The organism is Aeromonas sp. INTO2 (genome assembly GCF_049860605.1).
GTDB classification, from domain to species: Bacteria; Pseudomonadota; Gammaproteobacteria; order Enterobacterales; family Aeromonadaceae; genus Aeromonas; species Aeromonas caviae.
In genome coordinates this window covers 4,581,287-4,604,846 of record NZ_CP187588.1, presented here as the reverse complement: position 1 = coordinate 4,604,846, position 23,560 = coordinate 4,581,287, and the positions used below count along the sequence as shown (strand labels likewise).

The following is a 23,560-nucleotide window of genomic DNA, read 5'->3' as shown; positions in this document are numbered from 1 at the left end:
TTTCAGCCCCCGTTTTTGAGCTTGGCCCCGCTTTTGCGGGCTGCGCCATGAAAGCCCCTGCAAAGGGTGGTAAGATCGTTTTCCTCTCAAAAGATGAAACAACTGATTGATATGGCAGCCCGAACCCTGAAAATTGCCACTCGAAAGAGCCCACTGGCCCTGTGGCAGGCCAATTTTGTGAAAGATCGGCTGGAGGCACTCCATCCGGATCTGCAGGTCGAACTGGTGCCCATGAGCACCCAGGGTGACAAGATCCTCGACACCCCCCTCGCCAAGGTCGGCGGCAAGGGGTTGTTCGTCAAGGAACTGGAGACTGCCATGCTGGAAGGGCGTGCCGACATCGCTGTCCACTCCATGAAAGACGTACCTGTGGAGTTCCCCGACGGACTCGGCCTGCACACCATCTGTGAGCGAGAAGACCCGCGTGATGCCTTTGTTTCCAACCATTTCAACCAGATAGACGAGCTGCCTCAAGGGGCCGTGGTCGGCACCTCCAGCCTGCGCCGTCAGTGCCAGCTGCGCGCTGCCCGCCCTGATCTCGTGATCCGCGACCTGCGGGGCAACGTCAACACCCGCCTCGCCAAGCTGGATGCCGGTGAATATGACGCCATCATCCTGGCCGCCGCCGGCCTGAAACGACTGGAGATGGCCCATCGCATCGCCGCCTTCATCGAGCCCGAGCAGAGCCTGCCCGCCAACGGCCAGGGGGCGGTCGGCATCGAATGCCGCCTCGACGATCACGAGCTGCACGCCCTGCTGGCGCCGCTCGAGCACGCCGAAACCCGCATCCGGGTGCTGACCGAGCGCGCCATGAACCGCGCCCTGCAAGGGGGCTGTCAGGTGCCTATCGGGGCCTACGCCCTGGTACAGGGAGAAGAGGTATGGCTGCGCGGCCTGGTGGGCAGCCCGGACGGTGCCCGCGTCATTCGCGACGAGATCCGCGGCCCCCTGGCAGAGGGCGAGGCGCTGGGCCACACCCTGGCCCAGCGCCTGCTGGCCGCCGGCGCCGACGTTATCCTGGCCGAGGTCTACCGGGCATGAGTGCAGCACAGCCAGGTTCACGGTCATCTGCCTGGAGCGCCGCCTGATGATCCCCCTGGTGGTGCGCCCGGCCGCCCAGGCCAACCAGCTGGTGCAGATGCTGCGCCAGCTGGGTCATGCACCGCTCTGCTGTCCGTTGCTGGAAACCCGGCCGGGATGCGACCTCCCTCACCTGGGTGACATGCTGCGTGAGGCGGACCTCGTTATCGCCGTCAGCATGCATGCCGTTCATTTTGCACATCATTTTCTGTTGCAAACTGGTCAGACCTGGCCACATATTGATTACTTTGCAGTCGGTCAGGCGAGTGCGGATGCCTTCGCCGAGGCGGGCATCCAGGCCCTGTGCCCGGCCGATCCCCGCAGCGAAGGGCTGCTGGCCCTGCCGGCACTGCAAGGGGTGAGTGGCCGCCGGGTGCTGATCCTGCGCGGCAACGACGGGCGGGATCTCATCGCCCGGACGCTGGCCTCACGGGGCGCACTGGTGCACTATTGTGCCACCTACGAGCGCCACTACCCCGATCTTGACGGGGACGCATTGACCCGCCACTGGCAGGCAGCCGGGCTCGACAGCCTGCTCATCACCAGTGGCGAATTGTTGCAGCGGTTGCTGGCCCTGGTGCCCGGCCCGCAGCACCCCTGGCTTTATGACCGCCTGCTGGTGGTGCCCAGTCCCCGGGTGGCCGAGATGGCAGAAGGGGCTGGTTTTACCCGTATCGTGATTGCCCAAGGTGCATCCAACCAGGCTCTGGTGGCCGCCCTGGAACTGAGGAAGATGGAATGACTGAACAGCAAGAAGTCCAGCCGAGTGCCGCGGCCACCGTGGCCGACAACAACAAGCCCGCGCCCGGAACGACAGGGAGCAAGAAGGGCAGCTCTGGCACCGTGCTTGGCGGCATCGCCATCCTGCTGGCCCTGGGGCTGGCCGGTGGTCTCTATGTGCACGGACACCAGAACGCCGTTGCCCAGCAGGCCGAACTGGTAGCCCTCAAGCAGCAACTGGCCGATGCCATGACCAGGATTGATCAGGGCAGCAGCAAGGATGCCGAACAGATCGGTGCCCTCGGCAAGAGCCAGCAGCAGTTGCAGGAGGCTCTGGACGCCTTGCAGACCAAAGTTCTGGATCTGGACGACAAACGCCCCAATGACTGGATGTTGGCCGAATCCGAATACCTGGTGCGCATGGCGGGCCGCAAGCTGTGGCTCGAACACGACATCGTCTCCGCCATCACATTGCTCGGCAACGCCGACGAGCGCATCAAGGCGCTCAACGACCCCAGCCTGATGCCCATCCGCAAGGCGCTGGCGGAAGACATTGCCAAGCTCAAGGGGATGCCGCGAGTCGATCGCGAGGGGTTGACCCTGAAGCTGGCCGCCCTCTCGGACCAGATCGAGCTGCTGCCCCTCTCCACCGTCAGCATGCCGGAAGCCAAGAGCGAGCCCGACCAGACCGTCAGCACCAACCCGGACGAGTGGCAGAGCAACCTGAAGAAGAACTGGGTCAAGTTCACCGAAAACTTCATCACCATCCGTCGCCGGGATGGCGCCGTGGAAGCCCTGCTCTCCCCGCAGCAGGAGATCTTCCTGCGGGAGAACCTCAAGACCAAGCTGCTGCAGGCCCAGCTCGCCGTCTATCGTGAACAGCAGTCCCTCTATGTCGACAGCCTGGAGAAGGCCCAGCGCTGGCTGACCCAGTATTTCGATGCCGACAACAGCGCCACCCAGTACATGCAGTCCGAGCTCGACAAGCTCAAAGGCGAGCAGATCCAGTTTGACTACCCGGATCAGTTCAAGACCCAGACCATGCTGGAACAGGTGCTGACCGAACGCCTGCAACGCATCCTGGCCGGCAACTGAGGAGGAGACCATGATTCGTCTGATCGTCATAGTCGCCGTGATGGTGGCGGGCCTCATCTTCGGTCCCGAAGCCTCCGGCAACAAGGGTTATGTGCTCATCTCGCTGGGCAACTACACGGTGGAATCCTCGGTCACCAGCGCGGTGATCCTGGCGGTGCTGTTCTACGGCGCCCTGCTCATCGTGGAATGGGTGCTGGCCCGCCTGTTCGGCCTGCGCCGCAAGACCCAGGGCTGGTTCGGTTCCCGCCGCCGCCGCAAGGCCAACCTGCAAACCGTCAATGCCACCCTGGCCATGGCCGAGGGGCACTACAACCAGGCCGAGAAGCTCCTCATCAAGGGCGCAGACAACAGCGACACCCCGCTGCTCAACTACCTGAGCGCCGCCCGGGTGGCCCAGGCCCGGGGCGATGACGTGCGCCGGGATCACTACCTGCAGAAAGCCCAGGAAGAGAACCCCAAGGCGGAGCTGGCACTGACCCTGATCCAGACCCAGTTGCAGATTGAGCAGGGCCAGTACGACAGCGCCCTCGGCCGCCTCGAATCCATCTATGCCCTCAACCCGCGCCACCCCATGGTGCTGGATCAGCTGCGTCAGGTGTATCTGGCCCGTGAAGACTGGGCGGCCCTCATCGATCTCGCCCCTGCCCTGCGCAAGGTGGGCAAGCTGACCGCCCAGCAGGAAGAGACCCTGCTGCACCAGGCGTGGTGCGGTCGTCTGGAGGCCGCCAGCGGCTCCCTCGACACCCTGCGCACGGTCTGGCAGGGTCTGCCCCGCAAGCAGCGCCAGGATCCCGTGCTGCTGGCCAGTTACGGGGATCGCCTGCGCCGATTGGGGGCCGATGCCGAAGCCGCCGATCTCTGGCTGGAGGCCCTGCGCAAGGATCCCTCCCCCGAGCTGTTCGCCCGCCTGCCCAAGCTCAAACTGGACGACTACCAGCCCATGCTGACCCTGCTCAGAAAGATCCAGGATCAGCCTGGCGCCGAAGCGGCACTGGCCCGGGTCTGCCTGCTGGCCGGTCAGCTGGACGAAGCCCAGCGGCTGCTGGAGCAGGAGGTGGCGAAGGCGCCGGATGCCACCCTCTACCACGCCCTCGGCCAGGTGATGGACAAGCGCCGCCTGACCAACAAGGCCAACGAGTACTACCGCCAGGCATTGCAGCTGGCCGACGTCTGACGCCAGTTCGTCACGAAACAGGAAGAGGCCGCAATTGCGGCCTCTTTTTATTGGTATTGTTTATTGCCATTGTTCCGAATGGTGGCTCTCTTCTCCCTTGCGGGAGAAGGGGCGGAGATGAAGGGAGACAAGCAGACACCCTTTCCCCGAGGGAGAGGGTCAAGGGCTCAGGCGGTCAGCCGCTCCAGCTCGCCGATAAGCCAGATGGCCTCCTGGCGATGGGAGCCGCACACGTCCGCCATGGGGCGAAAGCCGCCGCACACCGCCGGGCGCTCCGGCTGGCCGAAGATCTTGCACCCCAGGTGCGCATCGAGCTGCACACAGGGCACACCGGCGGGCTTGCCGTCCGGCATGCCGGGAATGGCACTGCTGATGCTGGGGGCGATGCAGCAGGCACCGCATCCCTGACGACATTCCATGTGATTTTTCCTCTGTGGGGCACCGCAGTGTAGCAAGGAGTCCGGTTTCTCCTAAGCCTTATCCCTGCCCGGGCACCCTGGCGCCCTGCAGAGCGCAAAAAGCCCGGCAGTGCCGGGCTTTTTGCTGCGGGAGTCAGCACATCACAGGATGATGTCGCGTACCACGCTGTCTTTGCGATCCAGGAAGTGGATCGACTTGATACGACGGATGGTGCGCGATTTACCGCGGATCAGCAGGGTCTCGGTGGTCGCCATGACGCCGTCGCTGGTGATCCCTTCCAGCAGATCACCCTTGGTGATGCCGGTGGCCGAGAAGATGACGTTGTCATTCTTGGCCAGATCTTCGAGCTTGAGCACCTTGCTCACGTCGATGCCCAGCTCCTCGCAGCGCGCGATCTCCTGTTCACCCAGGGCGCGAACCTCGGGGCTGTCACCCTTGACCTGGTGGCGGGGGATCAGGCGAGCCTGCATGTCGCCGTCCAGGGCGCGGATCACCGCGGCGGAGATCACCCCTTCCGGCGCGCCACCGATGCCGTAGAGCATGTCCACTTCGCTGTCCGGCAGACAGGTGAGGATGGAGGCGGCCACGTCGCCGTCGGGAATGGCGAACACCCGCACTCCCAGGCCCTGCATCTCCTTGATCGCCTTGTCATGACGCGGCTTGGCCAGGGTGATGACGGTCAGACGGGAGAGGGGCTTGCCGAGCGCCTTGGCCACGGCCTTGAGGTTCAGCTCCAGGGCCTGATCGAGATCGATGGCGCCTCTCGCCTTGGGGCCCACGATCAGCTTTTCCATGTACATATCGGGGGCCTTGAGGAAGGATCCCTTGTCGCCCACCGCCAGCACGGCCAGAGCATTGGCCTGACCCATGGCAGTCATGCGGGTCCCCTCGATGGGGTCGACCGCGATGTCCACGGCGTCGCCCTGACCCGTGCCCACCTTCTCGCCGATGTAGAGCATGGGGGCTTCGTCGATCTCCCCTTCGCCGATCACAATCTCGCCATCGATCTGGATCTGATTGAGGATGTGACGCATGGCCGCCACGGCCGCGCCATCGGCGATATTCTTGTCACCACGTCCGAGCCACTTGTAGCCAGCCAGTGCAGCCGCTTCCGTCACTCGGGAAAATTCGATTGCCAGTTCACGTCTCATCGCATATCCAACCTTAGGAGCTCGAAAACGGGCGGCATTCTACCACAAGGGCAAACCTTTGCGCGTAAAAGTGGCGACCAGCCACATAAATCCCGGTTTTCATCCCGCTGACATGGAACCGACACGGTTTGTTCATTACACGGTCACCCGACTGTCATCTGTCACTTCTAGCATGGCCCCGTCTTTTAAAACAAAAGCTTGCAACACAAGGGATCATGATGAAAAAGCTGACAGTAGTAGCATTGGCTCTTACCGCCGCCTTCCAGGCTCAAGCCGTTGAAGTGTACAAAAACGAGAGCACCCTGCTCGACCTCTACGGCCGCATCTACGCCGGCCAGTTCTTCGGCGAGAAGAAAGAGCTGGACGCCAACGGTGACATCAAAAACGAATACAGCGACAAGCAGGGGGCCAACCAGTTTGTCCGTCTGGGCGCCAAGGTAGAGAGCGAGATCAACCCGGGTCTCAAGGCGCTGGCCCAGTACGAACTGCAGATGTACATCAACGACAGCGAGAAGACCGTCAGCGAGAACTCCGACAACCTGCGTACCCGTCTGGCGTTCGCCGGTGTCGGCGCCAACTGGGGAACCGTCACCTTCGGTCGCCAGAAGGGGGCTCCTGGCTTCCTGGCGGACTGGACTGATGTCTCCCTCTCCGATGGTTACGGCAACGAGGCACTGGGCGCCAAGACCGACACCTTCGCCACCAACCGCGCCGGCTCCGTGCTGAAGTACTCCGGCCTGTTCAACGGTTTCCAGGTAGATACCAGCTACAAGTTCGATGGCGGTGACACCGAAGAGACCTCCAGCAAGGACAGCGATGCCGCCTACGGTGCCGCCGTGGCCTACACCTTCCCGTTCAACCTCTCCCTGGGGACCGCCTACAACGTGGGCATCCGCGACAAGAGCGGTGAAGAGGATGCCAAGCTGTGGCTGCTCTCCGCCAAGTACGACAACAAGGCCCTCTACGCCGCCCTGAGCTATGCCGACGGCAGCGACTTCCTGGCCACCGGCAAGGATCACACCGGCTGGGAAGGGGCGCTGGGTTACAACTTCGAGAGCGGCTTCGGCCTGATGGCCCTGTGGAACAAGCAGAAGGTGGAGCAGGCTGGCAAGTCTGACTACGACTCCATCGACTACTACACCCTGGGTGCCCAGTACAAGTTCAACAAGAACCTGCGCGTCATCGGCGAGTACCGCATCAACAACCTCGACAGCCATGACAGCGGCAAGCTCAACACCAAGGATGACTTCCAGCTGGCGGCCCGCTACGACTTCTAAGTCGGCAACCAACTGATGACACGGCGCGCAGAGCACTCTGCGCGCCGTTTTTTATTGCGTCAGGCCAGGGGTTTGTACGCCGACACCAGCAACAGCATGGGGCGCTCCGCCTCCTCCGCTAGGGCCGGGTTGGCCGCAATCTGCGCCGCCGTCGGCCCCCACTCCTCCACGCGGCGGATCTGGAACCCTGCGGCGACAAGGGCATTGAGGTAGGTGCCCAGGGTGCGGTGATACTTGACCACCCCCTCCGCCAGCCAGTTGCTGACCCGCTTGCCCTCCGCCTGGTAGCCGTTGACGGGCCAGGAGCGGCGTCCCTCTGCATCCACCAGCCAGCCTTGCGGCTGCGGGCAGGTGAAGATGGGGTGCTCCACCGAGAACACCAGGCTGCCGCCAGCCACCAGCGCACGGTGGATCTCCGCAAACAGCGGCGCCACCTCGGGCAGGTAGTGCAGCGCCAAGGAGCTGTAGATGAGATCGAAAGGCTCATCGGACAGCGCAAGACCGTCCAGATCCCCCTGCCGATAGCGGATGGTCGCATCCCGGGTCAGCTCGGCGGCACGGGCCAGCATCTTCGCGGAGAGATCGATACCGACCACATCGGCAGCCCCGAGATCTCTGGCTGCCCGGCAGAACCAGCCATAACCGCAGCCCAGATCCAGCACCCGCTTGCCGGCAAGCTCCGGCAGCATGGCTTGCAGCGCCGGCCACTCCGGCGCCCCCGCCAGCCCGTGAAGGGAGCGTGGCAGTTGGGCATAGCCCTCAAAAAACCCTGGTTCGTCATAGATATTTTGTGACATTGCACTGTTTCCTCTTGAAGATGGTCAGCCTCTCTGGCCGACGACCCGGCCCTTGCCAAGCATACCCGTCGGTCATGACAGACCATAAAAAAAGCAGAGACCCGGGCGGGCCTCTGCTCTGTCTCGCACCCGCAGCCTGGCTGCGGGGCAACAAAAAAGGCCATAGACGAGGCAACGTCTATGGCCTTGGTTCAGTCGTGCGGCAAGGTCACGGCTCCCGCGAGGTAGCGAGATCCGGTCGTCACTGCACGATGAATGGATGGGAGGTCTGGGCCTCCACCGGCTCCGGACAATGCTTCATCGTGCGCATCTGTACGGAGTTCATTCGGGTCACTCGCTGATCCGAAGCATAAAGGGTCATGTCACTCACCCGGCCGGGCCGGTTCCATCAACACATTGAAAAATCTGGTGCCACTCTAGGGGACAGGAGTCTCAGAGGCAAGCCCGGCAGATCATGTTTGCCGACCCTCTCACCCCAGCTTCTTCTGCCAGAACATAGCCCGGCCCACCTCGGGATCGAGCTCATAACCCGCAAAGCCGCTGGCACGATAGGCAGCCTGGGCCACCTTGTTCCCCTCCAGCACCTCCAGGGTCAGCTTGCAGCAACCGAGCTCCCGGGCGAGCCGCTCCGCCTCCGCCAACAGCTGCTTGCCGATGCCGTTGCCGCGATGGGCAGGGTGCACCGCCACGTCGTGGATATTGAGCAGCGGCTGACAGGCGAAGGTCGAGAAGCCCTCGAAGCAGGTGGCAACGCCAGCGGGCTCCCCATCGACCCAGGCCAGCAGCACATGGGCACCGGTTCGCGCGACCAGGGCGTCGGCCAGATTCGCCTTCACCTCGTCCGCCAGTGCACTGCCGCCCCCCATCTGGTCCCTGGCGTATTCGTCCAGCATCGCGATCAGCGCCTCGCCGTGGCGAGGGTTGTGCAGATCCGCCCTGATGATCTCGACCATGTTTCTCTCCCTGTGTGTGCCGGATGGTGCGCCAAGGCGCGAGGCCACCATGGTAGCGTCCCCTCCGAACCGAACCAAGGTTCCCCCGGCCTTTTCCCCGAGGTTCCAGCCCCCTCAGTGCCTGCCGCCAATGATCTCTTTTTCTTGCATCTTCTCCTTGCAAGGCAAATGAAAATCAATATCATTAGCAACCTCTCGCGATGAGAGAAATCAATAATTACAATTAAATCAACAAGTTCAGGCCGATTGGTCGACAAAGAGTCACACCCAGATGAACCATTCCAACTCCCCGCGCGCCTTGCTGGGCGTCGCCTTGCTGGCGGTTTGCACCAGCCCCCGTGCCGAAGACGAAACCCTGACCGTGGTCGGCAAACGCAGCCAACATGAAGAGGTCGCCACCGCGACCCGTACCGCCACCCCGGCCAAGCTGGTGCCCCAGAGCATCGAGACCGTCAAGGCAAGCGAGCTGACCGCCTTCGGCCAGCCCACCCTGAGTGAAGCCCTGACCGGCATCCCTGGCGTCAACGCCAGCGGCGACACCCGTTTTGACGGCGTCACCATCCGCGGTTTCAGCGCCAGCAACGACTTCTACCTCGACGGCCTGCGCGACGACATGCAATACACCCGCGACCTTGGCAACATCGAACGGGTCGAAGTGCTCAAGGGCCCCGCCGCCGTGCTCTACGGCCGTGGCAGCACGGGCGGCATCGTCAACCGGGTCAGCAAGGTTCCCCAGAAGGGGCAGGCCTCCAGCGTCAGCGCCCAGGTCGGCAGCTTCGACAGCCGACGCTTCGCCGCCGATCTCAACGGCGAGGCAGGAGAGCGGGTACAGGTGCGCCTGAACCTGGCCCAGGAGGACAAGGAGAGCTTTCGCGACGACGTGACCAGCAAGCGCACCCTGCTGGCTCCCTCCGTCAACTGGGAGATCACCGACACCCTGAACTGGCTGGTGCAGTACGAGCGCAACGAGCACGATCGCACCCCGGATCGCGGCATTCCCGGCGTCGATGGTCGCCCGGCGGATGTCCCCATCGAGAGCGTCTACAGCGACACCCGCCGCGACTTCATCGACGATGTGGCCCAGTCCACCCGCTCCCGCTTCACCTGGGACATCAACGATCAGTGGCAACTGCGCCAGCAGCTCGGCTACACCACCCTCGACAGCCAGTTCGACAACACCTATGTCACCAGCGTCAAGGGTGACAAGGTGACCCGCGCCCGCTGGCAGCAGGATCTCAAGGCCAGCAGCCTCACCAGCAACACCGAGGCGGAAGGCCAGCTGCAAACCGGCCCCATCGCCCATCGTCTGCTGGTGGGTCTGGAGCAGGGCTGGCAGGATCGCACCCCCAAGCTCTACCAGAACGCCAACCCGATCCCGGCAGGCAACCTCTATGATCCAGGCTCCCTGCCCACCTACGACGGCGCCATGAAACTCTCCAGCGACGCCCATCACAGGGTGCGCGGTGTCGGCCTCTATGTGCAGGATCAGCTCAGCCTGGGCGACTGGCACCTGCTGGCAGGCCTGCGCCGCGACGACTTCACCGTCACCAGCCGCCGCAACGACCTCGACAAGGAAGAGACCCTCTCGGTCACCAGCCTGAGTCCGCGCCTGGGCCTGGTGTGGAACCCCATCGAGGAGCATGCCTTCTACACCTCCTACAGCAAGACCTTCACCCCGGTGGGCGGTGAGCTTATCGGCATCACCCCGGGGGACAAGAACAACAACCTGGATCCCCAGCACACCCGGCTCTATGAAGGGGGCGTGAAGAGCGACTGGCTGAACGGCCGCCTCGCCACCACCCTCTCCCTCTACCGGCTGGAGATGTACAACAAGCGCAGCAAGGATCCGCTGGATCCCACCCGGGTGATCCTCACCGGTCTGCAGCGCACCGACGGCATCGAGCTGAGCGCCCGTGCCCAGCTGACCGACGAGATCTATCTGCGCGGCGGCGTCGCCATCCAGGATGCCGAGCAGGTCAAGGCAGACGCGGACCTGCAAGGCAAGCGACCGATGAACGTCTCCCGCCAGAACGGCCAGCTGTTCGCCGGCTACCAGAGCGGCAAGCAGGGCTGGTTCGGCGAGACCGGGATGACGGCGGTGGGGGATCGCTTCGCCGACAACGCCAACACCACCACCTTGCCCGGTTACGCCCGCTTCGACGCCCGTGCCGGCTACCGCTGGCCCCAGTGGGAAGCCCAGCTGAGCGTGGAGAACCTGACCGATCACGACTACTTCGTCAGCGCCACCAGCGCGGCCCAGATCATGCCGGGCACGCCCCGTCAGCTGCACCTGACCGCCGCCTACCGCTTCTGATCCTCCCTGTTTACCGACCCCTCTGGCCAGCGTTCGCTGGCCAGATTGTTATGAAGCACCGAACGATGACACGCAGAAAACTCCCCCTGCACAACAACAAGTGGGTGCGCCGCATCCACGCCTGGGCAGGCTTTGCCACCCTCACCCTGATGCTGCTCTACGGCCTCACCGGCCTCTGGCTGCAACACAGGGCCGTGCTGCCCCTGCCCGGTCCCCACACCGCCAAATCGAGCGAAGAGATAGTACTGAGCACGCCGCTGGCCAGCCCGGATGAATTGAAAGCCCTGCTGCAACAGCGTTATGCAGACATGTTCGAGGAGGGGCGACCCCAGATCACCCCGCCCCAGACCCTGCCCACACCATCCGGCGCCCTCACCCTGCCGGCCCGCTGGGAGCTGCGCGGTGTCACCCTCAGCCAGAGCGTGGCCGCCAGCTATGTGGAAGGCACTCTGCTGGTGCGCACCGAGCTGCAGCAGGCCAACTTCGCTGCCAGCCTCAACCGGCTGCACCGTGGCATGGGCACCGGCCTGCCCTGGCAACTGGTGGGAGATCTGGCGGCCCTGGCCATGCTGCTGCTGGCCCTCACCAGCCTGCTGATGTGGAACAAGCTGCACGGCCCCGCCGGTCGCGGCATCGCCCTGCTGCTGCTGGGCGCCCTGGTCACCGTGCTGGTGGCCCTGCTCTAGCCCTTTTACCGACACCAAAACGGGATCCTGCTCCCGGCGGCGGTAACCTTGCCCGCACCTCGGGTAACAAAGGGTAACCGGCCGCCGATGGGGGTCACAGTTGGCGACCAGGCGGCTGGATAGGGAGCACCTGCGGCTGATAGGGTGCGCCCAGCTCCCGAACGCCACGAGGAATCATGCTCATCTCCAGCATCGAATGCGGGCGAGTGGTGGCCATCCTGGCCGTGATGACCATCCATCTCTCCCCTTTCAGCAACCCCTTCGACCCCGCCCTGTGGGACGGCACGCCCTACCCTCTGGTCGGGGCCGTCATCAACCAGCTCTGCCGCTTCGCGGTGCCGCTGTTCTTCCTGTGCGCCGGTTACTTCTTGCAACCCGCCCTCGCCGCGGGCCACCCGCTGACCGTCGCACTGCGCTACTGCCGACCCCTGCTGGGACTCTGGCTGGCGTGGAGCCTGCTCTACGTGCTGATACCCTTCAACCCGCTCGCGGCGGTGAGCGAGGGCTACCTGCCCGCCATGGCAGGCCAGTGGCAGATGCAGCTCGGGGATCATCTCAACGTCTGGTGGGTGGGCGGCATGATCCACCTCTGGTTCCTGCCCGCCCTGATGGTGGCGGTGCTGATCCTGGGGCTCTGCCAGCAGGCCCGCCTGCCGAGGCTGGCCCTGCTGCTGGGGGCCCTGCTCTACGCCCTGGCCCTGATCGGTGGCTCCTATGGCCCGCTGCTGCCGGGGGGCGAGTGGGCCCTGCTGACCCGCAACGGCCCCTTCTTCTCCTTGCTGTTCGTGGCGCTTGGCGCCGAGCTGCGCCTGCGTGCCTGGCAGCCGGACGCCAGGCGCTGCGCCCTGATGATGATGGCGGGGATGGGGCTCTACGCCCTGGAGGCCGCAGGTCTGCTGCGCGTTGCCGCCGTCCCCCTCGCTCGTCATGATTTCCTGCTGGGTTCGCTCCCCTGGGCGCTGGGGCTGTTCGGCCTGCTGCTGGCCAACCCCGCATGGGGCAAAGGCAGCTGGCTGGAGCGCCAGGCCCCCAAGGTGCTCGGCCTCTACTGTCTGCACATGATGCTGGTGGTGTGGCTGATGATCTTCGGCCCCCAGGGCAAACAGGTGTGGTGGGAACTCCTCAAGGTACCCGCGCTGCTGGCGCTCACTCTGCTCTGCTACCGACTGCTGGCGGCCACCGCCCTCAGCCGCTGGTTGCTGCGGGCTCGCTAGAAACAGGACCCTGACCAGCCAGCAGATCAACGTGGTTCAGCGCAAAATCGTGCATCTGCTGGAGCAGGGGGATCAGGGCGACGCCAAGCGGGCTCAGGCTGTACTCCACCCTGGGCGGTACGTCGGGGTAGAGGGTGCGAATGATGACACCGTCGCTCTCCAGCTCCTTGAGCTGGGCGGTGAGCACCTTCTGGCTCACATCGGGCAGGCAGCGGCGCAAGTCGCCAAAGCGCAGGGTCTGTTCGCGCAGATGAAACAGAATGGCCGGCTTCCATTTGCCGGTCAGCAGGCGCAATACCTGATAGGCGGGACAGGGCAGTGAGGGCACGGTATGGCTCGCGAGTGGTTACTTTGCGGTAACTATGCCACGAAAATGTGCCTTCTTGCAGCCAAGATGCCGGCTTCCTATGATGCGGATTCCGTCAATCAACGCCCACGAGAGGTTTATCATGCCCAGCCTGCTGCAGATCCATTTCAACTTCCCCGCCGAGATGATGGGACCGGCCCTCACTGCTGCGGCCATGCCGCTGGCCGACTCCATCACCCGGGAGCCGGGCTTCATCTCCAAGATCTGGACCGAGAACCCGCGCACCGGCGAGGCGGGCGGCATCTATCTGTTCGAGGATGAGGGGAGCGCCCTCGCCTACGCCACCATGCACGAGCAGCGGGTGCTCGCCATGGGCGCCAGCGCGGTGCAGTACAAGGTGTTCGACGTCAACGAGCCCCTCAGCCGCGTCACGCGCGGTCTGGTGTGATCCCCTCGCCCAGCAGTAACCGGTAGCTGGTATCCTGCTGCCAGATGAAGCCCAGCCGCTCAAATAGCCGCTGGCTGGGCAGATTGTCCGGTTCGATATCCGCAAGCAGGGTGATGATGCCAAGCTGGCGGGCATAGGCGATCAGGGCGCTCAGCGCCTCCCCCATCAGACCTTGTCCCCAGTGGCTGCGGGCCAGCATGCAGCCCACCTCCGCCTGGCGCAGGCTGGCGCCGGCCGCAAAGCTGTGCAAGCCGCAGGTGCCCACCAGGCGGCCGCTGCCGCGTAACACCAGCCCCCACTCCAGCGACTCGCCGCCAGCCAGCAACCGCTCGACGCTAGCCAGCATCTGCGACACTGTGGCAAGGGAGGGAAACGGCGGCTCCCCGACGAAGCGCATCACCAGGGGATCCCCGTAGATGGCGAAGAGATCGGCAGCATCCCGCCCATCGAAGGGGCGCAGTCGCCCCCTTGGGGTCAGCAGTACGGGCAGTTCACGGGGCAGGGATGGCACGGAGTCGTATCGCCTTGTCTGGTCAAAGGAGTCCCATCATGAGGCTCAGAACCTCAGGGTCAAGCCGATATTGGCCTGCCACTGGGTGATCAGCTCCCCCCTCACCCGAAAGGCGCAGATCTCGGGGTTGCAGAGAAACTGGCTGTCGTCGTTGACCAGGGCACCATAACCGCGCACCTCGGCCCGCACAGCCAGATGTTCGGTCAGGCGCGGCTGCACCCCGAGGGCCAGGGACATGGAAGGGGCCGTCTCGCTGTCGTAGGCATCGAAGCGGGTGACCCCTATCCCGGCACCGATATAGGGGGCCATCAGGTTGTCCGAGAGAGTCAGGGCCCCGGCAAACTGCAGGGTGTCCACCGTCAGCCTGTCGGGCAGTTCGGGGGACACCCGGGTCGACTGGTGGCTGTAGAGCAGCTCCACCATGCCGGGGTCATCCACCTCCCTGCTGATGAAGAGCCCCCAACTGCCGGAGCGCTCCCCTTGCAGGGTGTCGATGTCGCTCCCGTGCGGCGTGGGTGCCGGCTCGTCCATGGCCCGAAAGTCGATAGCCGAGCTGTATCCCGCAAAGGGAGTCAGCTGCCAGCCCGTCGCCGGGGGCTCGGCTGCCCAGCCCGCCAGGGGCAGCAGCAGCCCAGGCACCATCCCCATCGCTCCTCTCATGTGCTCATCCTTTGGTGAAAAGACCTGCGCAAAGCATATCAGAGCGCCCGTCTCCCACACTGGACGGGGGCTGTACCAGCCTCATTGCCCCGCTCCCGATGGAAAAATCTGTGCTCCCCGGGGTTATTCATCCGGGATTAACCTCGCCCCCGTAAGCTGGCGGCGCCACAGCGGTGGCATCAACAGACGAGGATCTCAGGAATGGTTGCCGCGCAACTCAACGACCCCCAAAGCACGCTCTCCGATACCCTGAGGGCCACCGCCCACGCCATCGAGGAGAGCCACATCAGCCTGCGCCAGATGCTGGCCCTGGTGGGCGAACAGGGCATGCTGCTGTTTTGCGTGCTGCTCACGGTTCCCTTCCTGCTGCCGGTTTCCATTCCCGGCGTCAGCACCCCCTTTGGCCTGCTGATCCTCTTCATCGGCATCGGCATCACCCTCAACCGGGTGCCCTGGCTACCCGCCTTCCTGATGGAGCGCCGCTTCGCCGCCGAGCACCTCAAGCCGACCCTGCACAAAGGGGCGGATCTGCTGGCCCGCATCGACCGCTTCATCCGCCCGCGCCTGCTCATCCTGACCGGCAGCGTGACCATCAACCGCTGCAACGGCCTGCTCATCATGCTGGCCGCCCTGCTGCTGATGCTGCCGCTGGGCGCCATTCCCTTCACCAACGCCATGCCCGCCTGGGCCATCCTGCTGCTGGCCATCGGCATGTTGCAGCGGGACGGGCTCTTCGTCGCCCTCGGCTATGCCCTGGTCGCCGCTACCCTGGTCTGGTTCAGCGCCCTGGCCATCGGCCTGCTGATGGCGGGGCAGAATATCTCGACCCTGTTCGGCTGATCTGGCCCGGCCAAATGAAAGAGGGCGACCCCGGGTCGCCCTCTTTCCTGTTCACTGCGCCCCTCAGGGTACCCCATCGTGGGCCACCCGGTTGCGCCCGCCCCGCTTGGCCCGATAGAGCCACTCGTCCGCCCGGGCCAGCACGGTACCAAGATCCTCTCCCGGCCGGATCAGGGTGGTGCCCAGGCTCACGGTCACCGGGGCGGGATCCGGCGCCATGGCCGCCACTGCGGCGCGGATCCGCTCCGCCACCTTCAGCAATATCCCCTCGTCGATCTGCGGCAGCAGGATCAGAAACTCCTCGCCACCGCTGCGCACGAAGAGATCCTCCCCCCGCAACTGGGCAGAGACGCACTCGCAGACCCGGCACAGGACCTTGTCACCGGTCTGGTGGCCGAAGCGATCGTTGATCTGCTTGAAGTGATCGAGATCCAGCATGATGAGGCCGGTGAGATGCTGCCCCTGCACCCTGTGGTGATACTGGTCGAAGAAGAAGTGGCGGTTGTAGAGGCCGGTGAGCTGATCCGTCTCCCCGAGCCGCTTGAGCCGCTGTTGCAGCTCGTGCTGGCGGGTGATGCTGCGGGTCATCCAGGTCACCGCCCGCTTCCCCTCATATAAAGAGGGCAAGGGCGCTATCTTGCCCTCGAAACGCTGCATTCCCTGGGGCCCGGCGTCGGCGTCGATGCCGTCCACCTCGGCGGGGGAGAGGTCATACTCCACCACCTGCACCTGGCCGCTGGCGAGGGCCTGAGCCACCTGCGCCATCACCCACTGCGCCTTGTCCTCGGGCAGCACGTCCAGCAGTTGTCTGCCGATCAGCGGGTTGCCGTTCTGGTAGGACTGCTGCTCCATCCCGCCGATGTACTCGATGTAGTAGCCATCTTCGCTGAGGATGAAAACGGGATCCGGCAACTGGGCCATCACTTCGTAGAGTTGTGCCACTGAGAGCGCCATCCGAGCTCCTTGCTATCCATGGGAGTAGGTCCCTGTACTCCTGTTATACAAGACTCATGGAGTATCGCACAGGGGCAGAAAGCTGCCTGCCGGGCGGGAAGGATGCGGTCGGTGACGTGTTCACCGGACAAGCCTCCGGCAAAGTGAATAGTAGCAATCGGGGATGCTGTCAGAACCAGAATTGTCAGACAGTCAGGAAGGTTTTTGGCCCTCAGGCAGTGCGACATGCCAACGCATATGACGCCAGGGGAACCACAGGGGTATTCCCGCCCCCGGTCAAGGGGGGCAAGGCCGGATCCCGGTCTATAGGGATCCGGCGAGCCGGCATCAGCGGGCAGCGGATCGACTGGCGTTCCAGAGCAGTTCGCCGCTCTTGAGATCCATCAGGCTCATGGCGAGCCGGTAGCGGCCCCCTTCAGAGAGGAGATCCCCGTAGAGCATGTAACCCGCCCCGGTCTGGCGACCCAGGCGCACCAGGGAGGCGGGGTTCATGCCCCCCTGCTGGTATTCGAGCTGACCCGTGATGGCCGCCACCTGGCCCGGGTCTGCGAAACGAAAGCCGCTATTGGCCTGAATGCGCTGGATCATGGCCACCGCCAGGGGCTGGGTGCTGAAGGGCTCACCTGTACCGTTCTGGGGCGCCATCAGCAGCAGTACCGGGCTGCTGCCCGCCAGTGCCTGCACATCGGCGGCCTTCAGGAAGTCATCGGCCAGGGCGACCGCCAGCCCCGTCGGTGCCACGGGTTTGGGAGCAGGCACCGGCTCGGCCTTGTCAGGCTCGGCCACGGGTTTCTCTGGTTTGGTCACCGGCTTGTCCGGCTCGCCGACCGGCGCAGGCGTCCCCCCATAGGGATTGACCGCACATCCGCCCAGCAGCAGGGCACCCACCATCAACAAGGAACGCAGCTTCATCTTTTCTCTCCGCCAGAAGTGTGCAAGGCGCACTTCGTCCATCATCCATTTTGACGGAGCCAGACTCCGCCGCCCCTCCATGCTAGAGACAAACCCGCCCCGGGTCGATGCGCACATGGTCAGGGGGCGACAGAGACTGGCGAACAGACAGTGCCAGAGAATGCCTCGAATCAAATGAGGCCTGAGCGCAACACCGCCGTTGTGACCATATTGCGCTACTGAATAGCGAAGAACACCAGGTGATAGAGAGAGGCGGCGATCAACCCACCAACACCTACCCAAGGGATATACCTTCCCTTGTCGAAGGGAAAAATGGCTTCACCAAACAAGATGGCGGCGTAGGACAAGACCGGCAGATATTGCCCCAGACGCCCTTGATGGATGGAGCTACCGACGAGATCAGAAGGAAAAAGGTAATAGAGGGCAAGATACAGGAGCATCAAGAATGACCCACATACAAAACGCCTCTCTGCAAAGCGCCCCCAACCCGACAAGAGGTAGCTACCTGCAACAAGCCCAACAACCAATAACATCATGATCAATGCCTATCTCTTCATGCTCGGCATCACGCGACACAGGGCGATATGACTCTCATTTTTCAGCTTTTAATTTGATCATCGGTTGCATTAATGATATCCAATTTGGCCTCATTCATGTCCGATAAAGCAGGAGAGTATCATGGGGATAGCTACATGTCCGATCAAAGGACTGACATTGAGCTCCCGTTCAATCGATGCCCTGGAGCAAATGGACCAGCTTGTAGACAGCGCCAATCAACTGGCTGTCGCCGTTTCCGCCACACCGCTTTATACGATTTTCAGCGACCCGAGAAGTGCCAAGGACGTTGCCTACAACATCAGTGATTACGATTGGGAGTTGTATGGCCAGGCGATGGAAGGTATCCCCAATATCCTGCGCCACAAACTGAATCAGGTTGTTGAACCCATGGCATGGTCTTCAGCAGGTAAAGAATCCCAGTTCTGGAAATGTGTCCATGCCTCATACAACAAGTAAATTTGCCCTTCTGCTGCTCTTCGCCTGCCAAGGCGCCATGGCGCTGTCACTGCACGATCTGGACCCGGCATTTGAGCGGTGCGAAGCCATCAAGTCGCAACACGGCACCACTCTGCCCACGAAAAGCGACCCCTTCTGGTCACTGGAGAGGGAACAACAAGTGACCGTGCTTATCTATCTTCATGAGAAAAGCATGGAGCGCTGCACCGCAGCAGAGGTTGATGCGCTGGCGCTCAAGGCTTTCCATCAAGCCGTAGCGGGAGACCGCAGTTTTCTCGACACCCTGATCAAGGCGAGAACCACCACGCTCACTCCCGCCCAGCAAGCTCAGTTACAGCAAGTCGGCCAGGCAGAGCTGGATAAATTGGCCGGGATGAAGGAATTTGCTCAGCCATTCTCACTAACCGCTTACCTCAAGCAACTGGGTAGCGCCGCCCCATAGCCACCCTCAAGCAGGAGGCCCTATGCAGCTCACCCCCCTTGCCAACACCCAGATCGTGATCCGCCCCTTCGAACCGGCCGATGCCGACGAGTTTGTCCGCGCGGCCCACCAATCGATCGAGACTGTCGGCCAATGGATGAGCTGGTGCTCACGTTCATTTACTCGGGAGAGCGCGCTGGCGTGGTTTGCCAGCTGCGAGCAGGATTGTGCGGCGGGACGCGCCTTTGACATGGGCATCTTCTGCGCCACCACCGCCCAACTGCTGGGTGGCGCAGGTGTCAACCAGCTGTCGCCCCATCATCGCTAGGGCAATATCGGCTATTGGGTACGCCAATCCCGCCAAGGCCTCGGCATCGCCCGACAGGCGGTCGCCCTGCTCCGTGATTTTGGCTTTCGGCAGTTGGGACTATTTCGGCTGGAGATCGTGATGGGGATCGGCAACACCGCCAGCGAAGCCGTTGCCATCGCCGCAGGGGCAACCTTTGAATACCGGGCTAGAAACCGCATCTTCCTACATGGCCAGCCTTTTGATGCGCATTTCTATTCGCTTGTTCCTACCGCCAGTATTCTGCCGACGGTTATAACGTGATTTAACCGTCTTTTTATCAACAACATGAAATATCACCTGAACTTAAAATCACTATAGTCATATCGGATATTATATGCCCACAACAACCATAAAAAAGCAGCGCAGAAAAATAGAAACAACTAAAATTAATTTCTAAAAAACATAACAAAGCATCTTCCAAATTTAATATGAACCGCCTCACACTTCCGAAAACAAAGTCTTATGAAAATCTTGGAATATATGTACACTTTCATAAACTCACTTAATCCTATTAGCCTGTAAGGTATGTCATGTATAACCAATTAACTGATTTAGATGAATTATTGTCAAAAGTGAAGAGCAGATTTTCAAAGGAGTATTTGAGAGAAGCTATAACATCTTATAGATCTGGCGCATATCGAGCAGCAGTTACATCAACATGGATCTCTATTTGTGTTGATGTAATCGAGAAGACGCGAGAACTTGCACTAGGTGGCGATGCAGAAGCAATAAAAATTGAGAAAAGGTTAGGAAATATAACGCCTAATGATTTCAAAAGCATGCTTGATTTTGAGAACGATGTGCTGCGTATTGCATATGAAGACCTAGGATTAATCTCGTTAATTGAAAAGACGCATCTAGAGCGAATAAAAGAAGATCGAAATATTTGTGCTCACCCGACCTTTTCATTAGATGGTGCCCAGTTTATCCCACCCCCTGAAATGGTACGTTCATATATATTTCAAGCATCAGCCTATCTATTAAATCAGCCGCCGATAAAAGGAAAGTCAATCCTTGGTAGCATTTACAGTTTAATTACTAGCGAATCATTCCCTGAAGAATCAGAAAAAGCATTTATTGTTCTTAAAGCTGACCAATATCTTGGCAGAGTAAAAGACTCAGTATATAGAAACGTCACAATAATATTATTTAAAAGACTATTCAAAGACACCGCTCCATTGAGTTTTTCTCTAATGCGCAAAATAACCTCTGCGTTATCCTCTATAGAAAGACTAAATTCAACTGAGTATGTAACCACATGTAGGGAAAAGCTTACAGACATCTTATCCAACACAGATGATAACAATCTAAAAAGATTCATAGTTATCACTTCAATCAAGCCAGACTTATGGAGTTATATTAGTGAAGCTATAAAGAAAAGAGTGGAACAAACAATAAAAGTAATGGAAGTGACATCGTTGATTGAATATCGACTAACTAAAGCAAGTGAAAACATTGAAGATGTAAAATCATACTTTATTTCAGCTATCGCGGGGAAACCGGATGATGAATTAAAAAAATTGGTTAAAGAGTCGCCTTCCCCATTATTAGTAAACAAGGCTATAAATATTTTTGTTGAGTCTGGAAGCTTTGCTTCAGCGTATAATAACGGTGTTAATATTCTTCTCCATCATGGTGAATTCATAGACGATGATGGTTTGAAGCTTGTTTTTGAAAAATCGCTCAGTAGCTCTTGGAGGGGAATAAATCAAATTCTTAATGCTGGTGGCATTGGTGATGTATTTGCTGAGCTTTACTTAAAAACGAAATGTAAGGTATTAGACCATAAGAAGTTATGGAAAGACTTCTGGGAGGAATTAAATGAAAAAGGGTTTGAATATCCACCTCTTGATGCACTAATGACCACTGATGGGCTCATCATAATAGACCCCGTAGATGCCTAGTACCACAGGGGGCAATGAACGAAGTGAAGTGCACCTCTCGTCACAATAGCGGAGCAATGCGCTCCGCTTATTGCACCCTACGCTGGCTATACCTTGCCCCAAGTCGGCCATTGCTAATGGGCTGACCAGTACTCACGATTTTTGCACTGGCGAAACTATCTCAAAAGCCATCGTCACACTAGAGAAACAATCTCATATAAGCAAACAAAGCAAAGCGGCAAGCAGTGGCGGGGTCTGCCCCTCCGATCTGCTTGCCGCTGTCTGTTACCACAGGTGTAAACGTCGTTAACGACCCAAGAAGGGTTCCCAGTCCTTGAACACCGGCTGCAACCCCGCCTGCCGCACGGCGGCGGCCACTTCCCCCACCGGGCGGTCGTCGTGGATGGCGAACTGCTCCAGCTCCTCTTTATCCCCCTCGGCATAGCCACCCGGCTGGGTGCGCGACTCGGCCGACATCTGGGTGATGCCAAGGCGCACCGCGCCGTTGCGAAACGTAGCCGACTCGCGGGTCGAGAGGGACAAGTCCAGCGTGGGCGAGAAGAGGCGCCAGGCGCAGATAAGCTGGGCCAGCTGGCGATCCGACATGACCACGGCAGGCTCCAGCCCGCCGGTGCAGGGGCGCAGGCGCGGGAAGGAGAGCGAGTAGCGGCTCTGCCAGTGGTGGCGCTCAAGCCAGGCGAGGTGCTCGGCGACGAAGTAGCTGTCGGCACGCCAGTCCGCAGAGAGACCGATGAGCGCCCCCAGCCCTATCTTGTCGATACCGGCGCGGCCGAGCCGATCCGGCGTGGCGAGGCGCCATGCGATGTCCCGCTTGTTGCCGCGCAGGTGATGGCGGGCATAGGTGGGGGCGTGGTAGGTCTCCTGATAGACCATGACCGAATCGAGGCCGAGGGTTTTCAGCTCGGCGTACTCGGCTTGCGAGAGGGGCTGCACCTCCATCCCCACCGTGCTGAAGTGACGGCGGATGATGGGCAACACCTGCCGAAAATAGGCGAGCCCCACCTTGTGCTCGTGCTCGCCGGTCACCAGCAGCACGCTGTCAAAACCGCGCGCCTTGATGGCCAGACACTCGCGCTCAATCTCCTCTGCATTCAGGGTCTTGCGCTTGAGGCGGTTGCTCATGGAGAAGCCGCAGTAGGTGCAGTCGTTGGCACAGAGGTTCGACAGATAGAGGGGCACATAGAAGCCGATGGTGTTGCCAAAGCGCTGGCGGGTCAGGCGCTCGGCCTCGGCTGCCATCTGCGGCAAATACGCCTCGGCGGCCGGGGAGATCAGCGCCATAAAGTCGGCCAGGGTGCGGCGGGAGGTAGTCAGCGCCCGCTCTACATCGGCGGCGGTCTTGGCGCGGATCTGCATGCCGATATCGTCCCACTCCAGCTCCTGCCATCTATCGAGAAAACTCTCCGACTTTCTCTCAACCCCCTCCCGGCCTCCCCCTTCACAAGGGGGAGGTGTTAATCCGCCCCCCCGATCTCCTACTTCACAAGAGGGCGAAGTCGACACTCCCTCCCCTGGCAAGGGGAGGGTCGGGGTGGGGTCATTGGCATGCTGACTCATAACGCCCCCAGAAAATCGGTAAGCGGGCTGGAGGCTTGCGCCTGCAGGGCGCGGGCGCCGAGGCCTGCCTTATAGGCACTGCGTCCGGCGGTGCAGGCCAGCGCAAAGGCGCGGCCCATGGCGATCGGGTCGCCGCTCACCGCGATGGCGGTGTTGACCAGCACGGCATCGGCGCCCAGCTCAAAGGCGGCCGCCGCATGGCTCGGTGCACCGATCCCCGCATCCACCACCACGGGCACATTGGCCTGCTCGATGATGATGGAGAGAAACTCCCGGGTCACCAGCCCCTGATTGGAACCGATGGGGGCGCCCAGCGGCATCACGGCGGCGCAACCCACCTCTTCGAGCCGTTTGCACAGCACGGGGTCGGCACCGCAGTAGGGCAGCACCACAAAGCCCTCTTTCACCAGCTGCTCGGCGGCTTTGAGCGTCTCGATGGGGTCTGGCAGCAGGTAGCGGGGATCGGGGTGGATCTCGAGCTTGAGCCAGTTCGTCCCCAGCGCCTCGCGGGCGAGGTGGGCGGCAAATACCGCCTCGGCGGCGGTCTTGGCCCCCGAGGTGTTGGGCAACAACTTGACCCCGAGTTGCCGAAGGGGCGTGAGGATATCGTCGTGGGCCTTGCCCGGTTCGAGCCGCTTGATGGCCATGGTGACCAGCTGGGAGCCACTTGCCTCGATGGCGGCGGCCATCAGTTCCGGGCGGGCAAACTTGCCGGTGCCGGTGAAGAGGCGCGAAGAGAAGGTGTGATCGGCAATCTTGAGCATGTCAGCCTCCCGCCACAGTGGTAAGAAGAGATGAAGTG

25 protein-coding genes and 1 pseudogene are annotated in these 23,560 nt (G+C 61.5%); 14 read left to right on the top strand and 12 right to left on the bottom strand.

Going from position 1 to position 23,560, the window contains the following annotated elements; all coding sequences use genetic code 11:
• The first annotated feature begins 111 nt into the window (after nt 1–111).
• From hemC to ACPW74_RS21850, 4 genes are read left to right on the top strand one after another with little or no spacing between them, the layout of a single operon-like run.
• Complete coding sequence (gene hemC / locus ACPW74_RS21865; protein ID WP_048208942.1) at nt 112–1,041, top strand: hydroxymethylbilane synthase; 930 nt, start codon at nt 112–114, stop codon at nt 1,039–1,041.
• 46 nt (nt 1,042–1,087) lie between these two features.
• Nucleotides 1,088–1,822 carry a uroporphyrinogen-III synthase gene (locus ACPW74_RS21860; protein WP_279981028.1) on the top strand — a complete coding sequence of 245 codons (735 nt, stop codon included), beginning with the start codon at nt 1,088–1,090 and terminating at the stop codon, nt 1,820–1,822.
• On the top strand, nt 1,819–2,895 hold the full coding sequence (locus tag ACPW74_RS21855; protein WP_039039811.1) for a uroporphyrinogen-III C-methyltransferase: 1,077 nt from the start codon (nt 1,819–1,821) through the stop codon (nt 2,893–2,895). Before ACPW74_RS21860 ends, ACPW74_RS21855 begins: the two co-directional genes overlap by 4 nt.
• Nucleotides 2,896–2,905: 10 nt before the next feature.
• Nucleotides 2,906–4,069: a heme biosynthesis HemY N-terminal domain-containing protein gene (locus ACPW74_RS21850; RefSeq protein ID WP_201890451.1), complete on the top strand. Its 1,164-nt coding sequence runs from the start codon at nt 2,906–2,908 to the stop codon at nt 4,067–4,069.
• 167 nt (nt 4,070–4,236) lie between these two features.
• On the opposite strand, the gene ACPW74_RS21845 is transcribed toward ACPW74_RS21850, so the two are convergent.
• Both ACPW74_RS21845 and glpX read right to left on the bottom strand, forming a co-directional pair.
• Nucleotides 4,237–4,488, bottom strand: a complete 252-nt coding sequence (locus ACPW74_RS21845) for a YkgJ family cysteine cluster protein (RefSeq protein ID WP_010675884.1) — start codon at nt 4,486–4,488, stop codon at nt 4,237–4,239.
• Nucleotides 4,489–4,629: 141 nt separating this feature from the next.
• Nucleotides 4,630–5,640, bottom strand: a complete 1,011-nt coding sequence (gene glpX, locus ACPW74_RS21840; protein WP_039040467.1) for a class II fructose-bisphosphatase — start codon at nt 5,638–5,640, stop codon at nt 4,630–4,632.
• A 218-nt stretch (nt 5,641–5,858) separates the two neighbouring features.
• Here glpX and ACPW74_RS21835 point away from each other — a divergent pair, with 218 nt between their 5' ends.
• The gene (locus ACPW74_RS21835) at nt 5,859–6,917 is read left to right on the top strand and encodes a porin (protein WP_029313567.1); all 1,059 of its coding nucleotides are present in this window, start codon (nt 5,859–5,861) and stop codon (nt 6,915–6,917) included.
• A 59-nt stretch (nt 6,918–6,976) separates the two neighbouring features.
• On the opposite strand, the gene ACPW74_RS21830 is transcribed toward ACPW74_RS21835, so the two are convergent.
• Together ACPW74_RS21830 and ACPW74_RS21825 are read right to left on the bottom strand one after the other, a co-directional pair.
• The gene (locus tag ACPW74_RS21830) at nt 6,977–7,714 is read right to left on the bottom strand and encodes a class I SAM-dependent methyltransferase (protein ID WP_279981026.1); all 738 of its coding nucleotides are present in this window, start codon (nt 7,712–7,714) and stop codon (nt 6,977–6,979) included.
• Nucleotides 7,715–8,184: 470 nt separating this feature from the next.
• The gene (locus tag ACPW74_RS21825; RefSeq protein ID WP_279981025.1) at nt 8,185–8,667 is read right to left on the bottom strand and encodes a GNAT family N-acetyltransferase; all 483 of its coding nucleotides are present in this window, start codon (nt 8,665–8,667) and stop codon (nt 8,185–8,187) included.
• Between the two features lie 271 nt (nt 8,668–8,938).
• On the opposite strand from ACPW74_RS21825, the gene ACPW74_RS21820 reads away from it, so the two are divergent.
• The 3 genes from ACPW74_RS21820 to ACPW74_RS21810 all read left to right on the top strand — a co-directional run bounded on the left by ACPW74_RS21820 (nt 8,939) and on the right by ACPW74_RS21810 (nt 12,881).
• Nucleotides 8,939–10,981 carry a TonB-dependent receptor gene (locus ACPW74_RS21820; protein ID WP_279981023.1) on the top strand — a complete coding sequence of 681 codons (2,043 nt, stop codon included), beginning with the start codon at nt 8,939–8,941 and terminating at the stop codon, nt 10,979–10,981.
• A 65-nt stretch (nt 10,982–11,046) separates the two neighbouring features.
• Complete coding sequence (locus ACPW74_RS21815) at nt 11,047–11,667, top strand: PepSY-associated TM helix domain-containing protein (RefSeq protein WP_181023106.1); 621 nt, start codon at nt 11,047–11,049, stop codon at nt 11,665–11,667.
• Nucleotides 11,668–11,843: 176 nt separating this feature from the next.
• Entirely contained in the window at nt 11,844–12,881 is a 1,038-nt protein-coding gene (locus ACPW74_RS21810) for an acyltransferase (RefSeq protein WP_279981022.1), read from the top strand.
• Here the strand turns inward: ACPW74_RS21810 and ACPW74_RS21805 are convergent.
• Nucleotides 12,853–13,209 (bottom strand): winged helix-turn-helix transcriptional regulator, encoded by a 357-nt coding sequence (locus ACPW74_RS21805; protein ID WP_139736942.1) that lies wholly within the window; start codon nt 13,207–13,209, stop codon nt 12,853–12,855. The genes ACPW74_RS21810 and ACPW74_RS21805 overlap by 29 nt on opposite strands.
• Nucleotides 13,210–13,330: 121 nt before the next feature.
• Between ACPW74_RS21805 and ACPW74_RS21800 the strand changes: the two genes are divergently transcribed.
• Nucleotides 13,331–13,636, top strand: a complete 306-nt coding sequence (locus ACPW74_RS21800; RefSeq protein ID WP_039040460.1) for a monooxygenase — start codon at nt 13,331–13,333, stop codon at nt 13,634–13,636.
• Here ACPW74_RS21800 and ACPW74_RS21795 read toward each other — a convergent pair.
• Both ACPW74_RS21795 and ACPW74_RS21790 read right to left on the bottom strand, forming a co-directional pair.
• Nucleotides 13,617–14,147, bottom strand: a complete 531-nt coding sequence (locus tag ACPW74_RS21795; RefSeq protein ID WP_139736943.1) for a GNAT family N-acetyltransferase — start codon at nt 14,145–14,147, stop codon at nt 13,617–13,619. The genes ACPW74_RS21800 and ACPW74_RS21795 overlap by 20 nt on opposite strands.
• Nucleotides 14,148–14,192: 45 nt before the next feature.
• A complete protein-coding gene (locus ACPW74_RS21790; protein ID WP_042864545.1) occupies nt 14,193–14,807 on the bottom strand; it encodes an outer membrane beta-barrel protein in 615 nt (204 codons plus the stop codon).
• Between the two features lie 201 nt (nt 14,808–15,008).
• On the opposite strand from ACPW74_RS21790, the gene ACPW74_RS21785 reads away from it, so the two are divergent.
• Nucleotides 15,009–15,647 (top strand): exopolysaccharide biosynthesis protein, encoded by a 639-nt coding sequence (locus tag ACPW74_RS21785; RefSeq protein WP_010672675.1) that lies wholly within the window; start codon nt 15,009–15,011, stop codon nt 15,645–15,647.
• 63 nt (nt 15,648–15,710) lie between these two features.
• Here ACPW74_RS21785 and ACPW74_RS21780 read toward each other — a convergent pair whose 3' ends face one another.
• The 3 genes from ACPW74_RS21780 to ACPW74_RS21770 form a co-directional block, all read right to left on the bottom strand.
• Nucleotides 15,711–16,601, bottom strand: coding sequence for a sensor domain-containing diguanylate cyclase (locus ACPW74_RS21780; protein WP_279981021.1), 891 nt, complete (start codon nt 16,599–16,601; stop codon nt 15,711–15,713).
• Between the two features lie 327 nt (nt 16,602–16,928).
• Entirely contained in the window at nt 16,929–17,513 is a 585-nt protein-coding gene (locus ACPW74_RS21775) for a hypothetical protein (protein ID WP_010672673.1), read from the bottom strand.
• Nucleotides 17,514–17,728: 215 nt separating this feature from the next.
• Nucleotides 17,729–18,049, bottom strand: coding sequence for a hypothetical protein (locus ACPW74_RS21770; RefSeq protein ID WP_104453191.1), 321 nt, complete (start codon nt 18,047–18,049; stop codon nt 17,729–17,731).
• 142 nt (nt 18,050–18,191) lie between these two features.
• Between ACPW74_RS21770 and ACPW74_RS21765 the strand changes: the two genes are divergently transcribed.
• From ACPW74_RS21765 to ACPW74_RS21750, 4 genes and pseudogenes are all read left to right on the top strand, one after another.
• Nucleotides 18,192–18,527 (top strand): hypothetical protein, encoded by a 336-nt coding sequence (locus ACPW74_RS21765; protein ID WP_104451985.1) that lies wholly within the window; start codon nt 18,192–18,194, stop codon nt 18,525–18,527.
• Entirely contained in the window at nt 18,508–18,969 is a 462-nt protein-coding gene (locus ACPW74_RS21760) for a hypothetical protein (protein WP_223919349.1), read from the top strand. Before ACPW74_RS21765 ends, ACPW74_RS21760 begins: the two co-directional genes overlap by 20 nt.
• 22 nt (nt 18,970–18,991) lie before the next feature.
• A pseudogene (locus ACPW74_RS21755) lies at nt 18,992–19,558 on the top strand (GNAT family N-acetyltransferase).
• Between the two features lie 269 nt (nt 19,559–19,827).
• Entirely contained in the window at nt 19,828–21,201 is a 1,374-nt protein-coding gene (locus tag ACPW74_RS21750; protein WP_425858467.1) for a hypothetical protein, read from the top strand.
• A 285-nt stretch (nt 21,202–21,486) separates the two neighbouring features.
• On the opposite strand, the gene thiH is transcribed toward ACPW74_RS21750, so the two are convergent.
• Together thiH and ACPW74_RS21740 are read right to left on the bottom strand one after the other, a co-directional pair.
• Nucleotides 21,487–22,758 (bottom strand): 2-iminoacetate synthase ThiH, encoded by a 1,272-nt coding sequence (gene thiH, locus ACPW74_RS21745; RefSeq protein WP_279981018.1) that lies wholly within the window; start codon nt 22,756–22,758, stop codon nt 21,487–21,489.
• Nucleotides 22,755–23,522, bottom strand: a complete 768-nt coding sequence (locus ACPW74_RS21740; protein ID WP_128318149.1) for a thiazole synthase — start codon at nt 23,520–23,522, stop codon at nt 22,755–22,757. Before ACPW74_RS21740 ends, thiH begins: the two co-directional genes overlap by 4 nt.
• Nucleotides 23,523–23,560: the final 38 nt, after the last annotated feature.

What these genes read in the sequence shown, in the direction of transcription:
- ACPW74_RS21835 (WP_029313567.1), top strand. Translation starts at nt 5,859, where the DNA reads ATGAAAAAGCTGACAGTAGTAGCATTGGCTCTTACCGCCGCCTTCCAG.
- ACPW74_RS21810 (WP_279981022.1), top strand. Translation starts at nt 11,844, where the DNA reads ATGCTCATCTCCAGCATCGAATGCGGGCGAGTGGTGGCCATCCTGGCC.
- ACPW74_RS21785 (WP_010672675.1), top strand. Translation starts at nt 15,009, where the DNA reads ATGGTTGCCGCGCAACTCAACGACCCCCAAAGCACGCTCTCCGATACC.
- ACPW74_RS21815 (WP_181023106.1), top strand. Translation starts at nt 11,047, where the DNA reads ATGACACGCAGAAAACTCCCCCTGCACAACAACAAGTGGGTGCGCCGC.
- ACPW74_RS21825 (WP_279981025.1), bottom strand. Translation starts at nt 8,667, where the DNA reads ATGGTCGAGATCATCAGGGCGGATCTGCACAACCCTCGCCACGGCGAG.
- ACPW74_RS21775 (WP_010672673.1), bottom strand. Translation starts at nt 17,513, where the DNA reads ATGAAGCTGCGTTCCTTGTTGATGGTGGGTGCCCTGCTGCTGGGCGGA.
- ACPW74_RS21855 (WP_039039811.1), top strand. Translation starts at nt 1,819, where the DNA reads ATGACTGAACAGCAAGAAGTCCAGCCGAGTGCCGCGGCCACCGTGGCC.
- ACPW74_RS21765 (WP_104451985.1), top strand. Translation starts at nt 18,192, where the DNA reads ATGGGGATAGCTACATGTCCGATCAAAGGACTGACATTGAGCTCCCGT.
- ACPW74_RS21845 (WP_010675884.1), bottom strand. Translation starts at nt 4,488, where the DNA reads ATGGAATGTCGTCAGGGATGCGGTGCCTGCTGCATCGCCCCCAGCATC.
- ACPW74_RS21800 (WP_039040460.1), top strand. Translation starts at nt 13,331, where the DNA reads ATGCCCAGCCTGCTGCAGATCCATTTCAACTTCCCCGCCGAGATGATG.
- glpX (WP_039040467.1), bottom strand. Translation starts at nt 5,640, where the DNA reads ATGAGACGTGAACTGGCAATCGAATTTTCCCGAGTGACGGAAGCGGCT.
- ACPW74_RS21770 (WP_104453191.1), bottom strand. Translation starts at nt 18,049, where the DNA reads ATGATGTTATTGGTTGTTGGGCTTGTTGCAGGTAGCTACCTCTTGTCG.
- ACPW74_RS21750 (WP_425858467.1), top strand. Translation starts at nt 19,828, where the DNA reads ATGTATAACCAATTAACTGATTTAGATGAATTATTGTCAAAAGTGAAG.
- ACPW74_RS21820 (WP_279981023.1), top strand. Translation starts at nt 8,939, where the DNA reads ATGAACCATTCCAACTCCCCGCGCGCCTTGCTGGGCGTCGCCTTGCTG.
- hemC (WP_048208942.1), top strand. Translation starts at nt 112, where the DNA reads ATGGCAGCCCGAACCCTGAAAATTGCCACTCGAAAGAGCCCACTGGCC.
- ACPW74_RS21790 (WP_042864545.1), bottom strand. Translation starts at nt 14,807, where the DNA reads ATGAGAGGAGCGATGGGGATGGTGCCTGGGCTGCTGCTGCCCCTGGCG.
- ACPW74_RS21850 (WP_201890451.1), top strand. Translation starts at nt 2,906, where the DNA reads ATGATTCGTCTGATCGTCATAGTCGCCGTGATGGTGGCGGGCCTCATC.
- thiH (WP_279981018.1), bottom strand. Translation starts at nt 22,758, where the DNA reads ATGAGTCAGCATGCCAATGACCCCACCCCGACCCTCCCCTTGCCAGGG.
- ACPW74_RS21780 (WP_279981021.1), bottom strand. Translation starts at nt 16,601, where the DNA reads ATGGCGCTCTCAGTGGCACAACTCTACGAAGTGATGGCCCAGTTGCCG.
- ACPW74_RS21740 (WP_128318149.1), bottom strand. Translation starts at nt 23,522, where the DNA reads ATGCTCAAGATTGCCGATCACACCTTCTCTTCGCGCCTCTTCACCGGC.
- ACPW74_RS21760 (WP_223919349.1), top strand. Translation starts at nt 18,508, where the DNA reads ATGCCTCATACAACAAGTAAATTTGCCCTTCTGCTGCTCTTCGCCTGC.
- ACPW74_RS21830 (WP_279981026.1), bottom strand. Translation starts at nt 7,714, where the DNA reads ATGTCACAAAATATCTATGACGAACCAGGGTTTTTTGAGGGCTATGCC.
- ACPW74_RS21860 (WP_279981028.1), top strand. Translation starts at nt 1,088, where the DNA reads ATGATCCCCCTGGTGGTGCGCCCGGCCGCCCAGGCCAACCAGCTGGTG.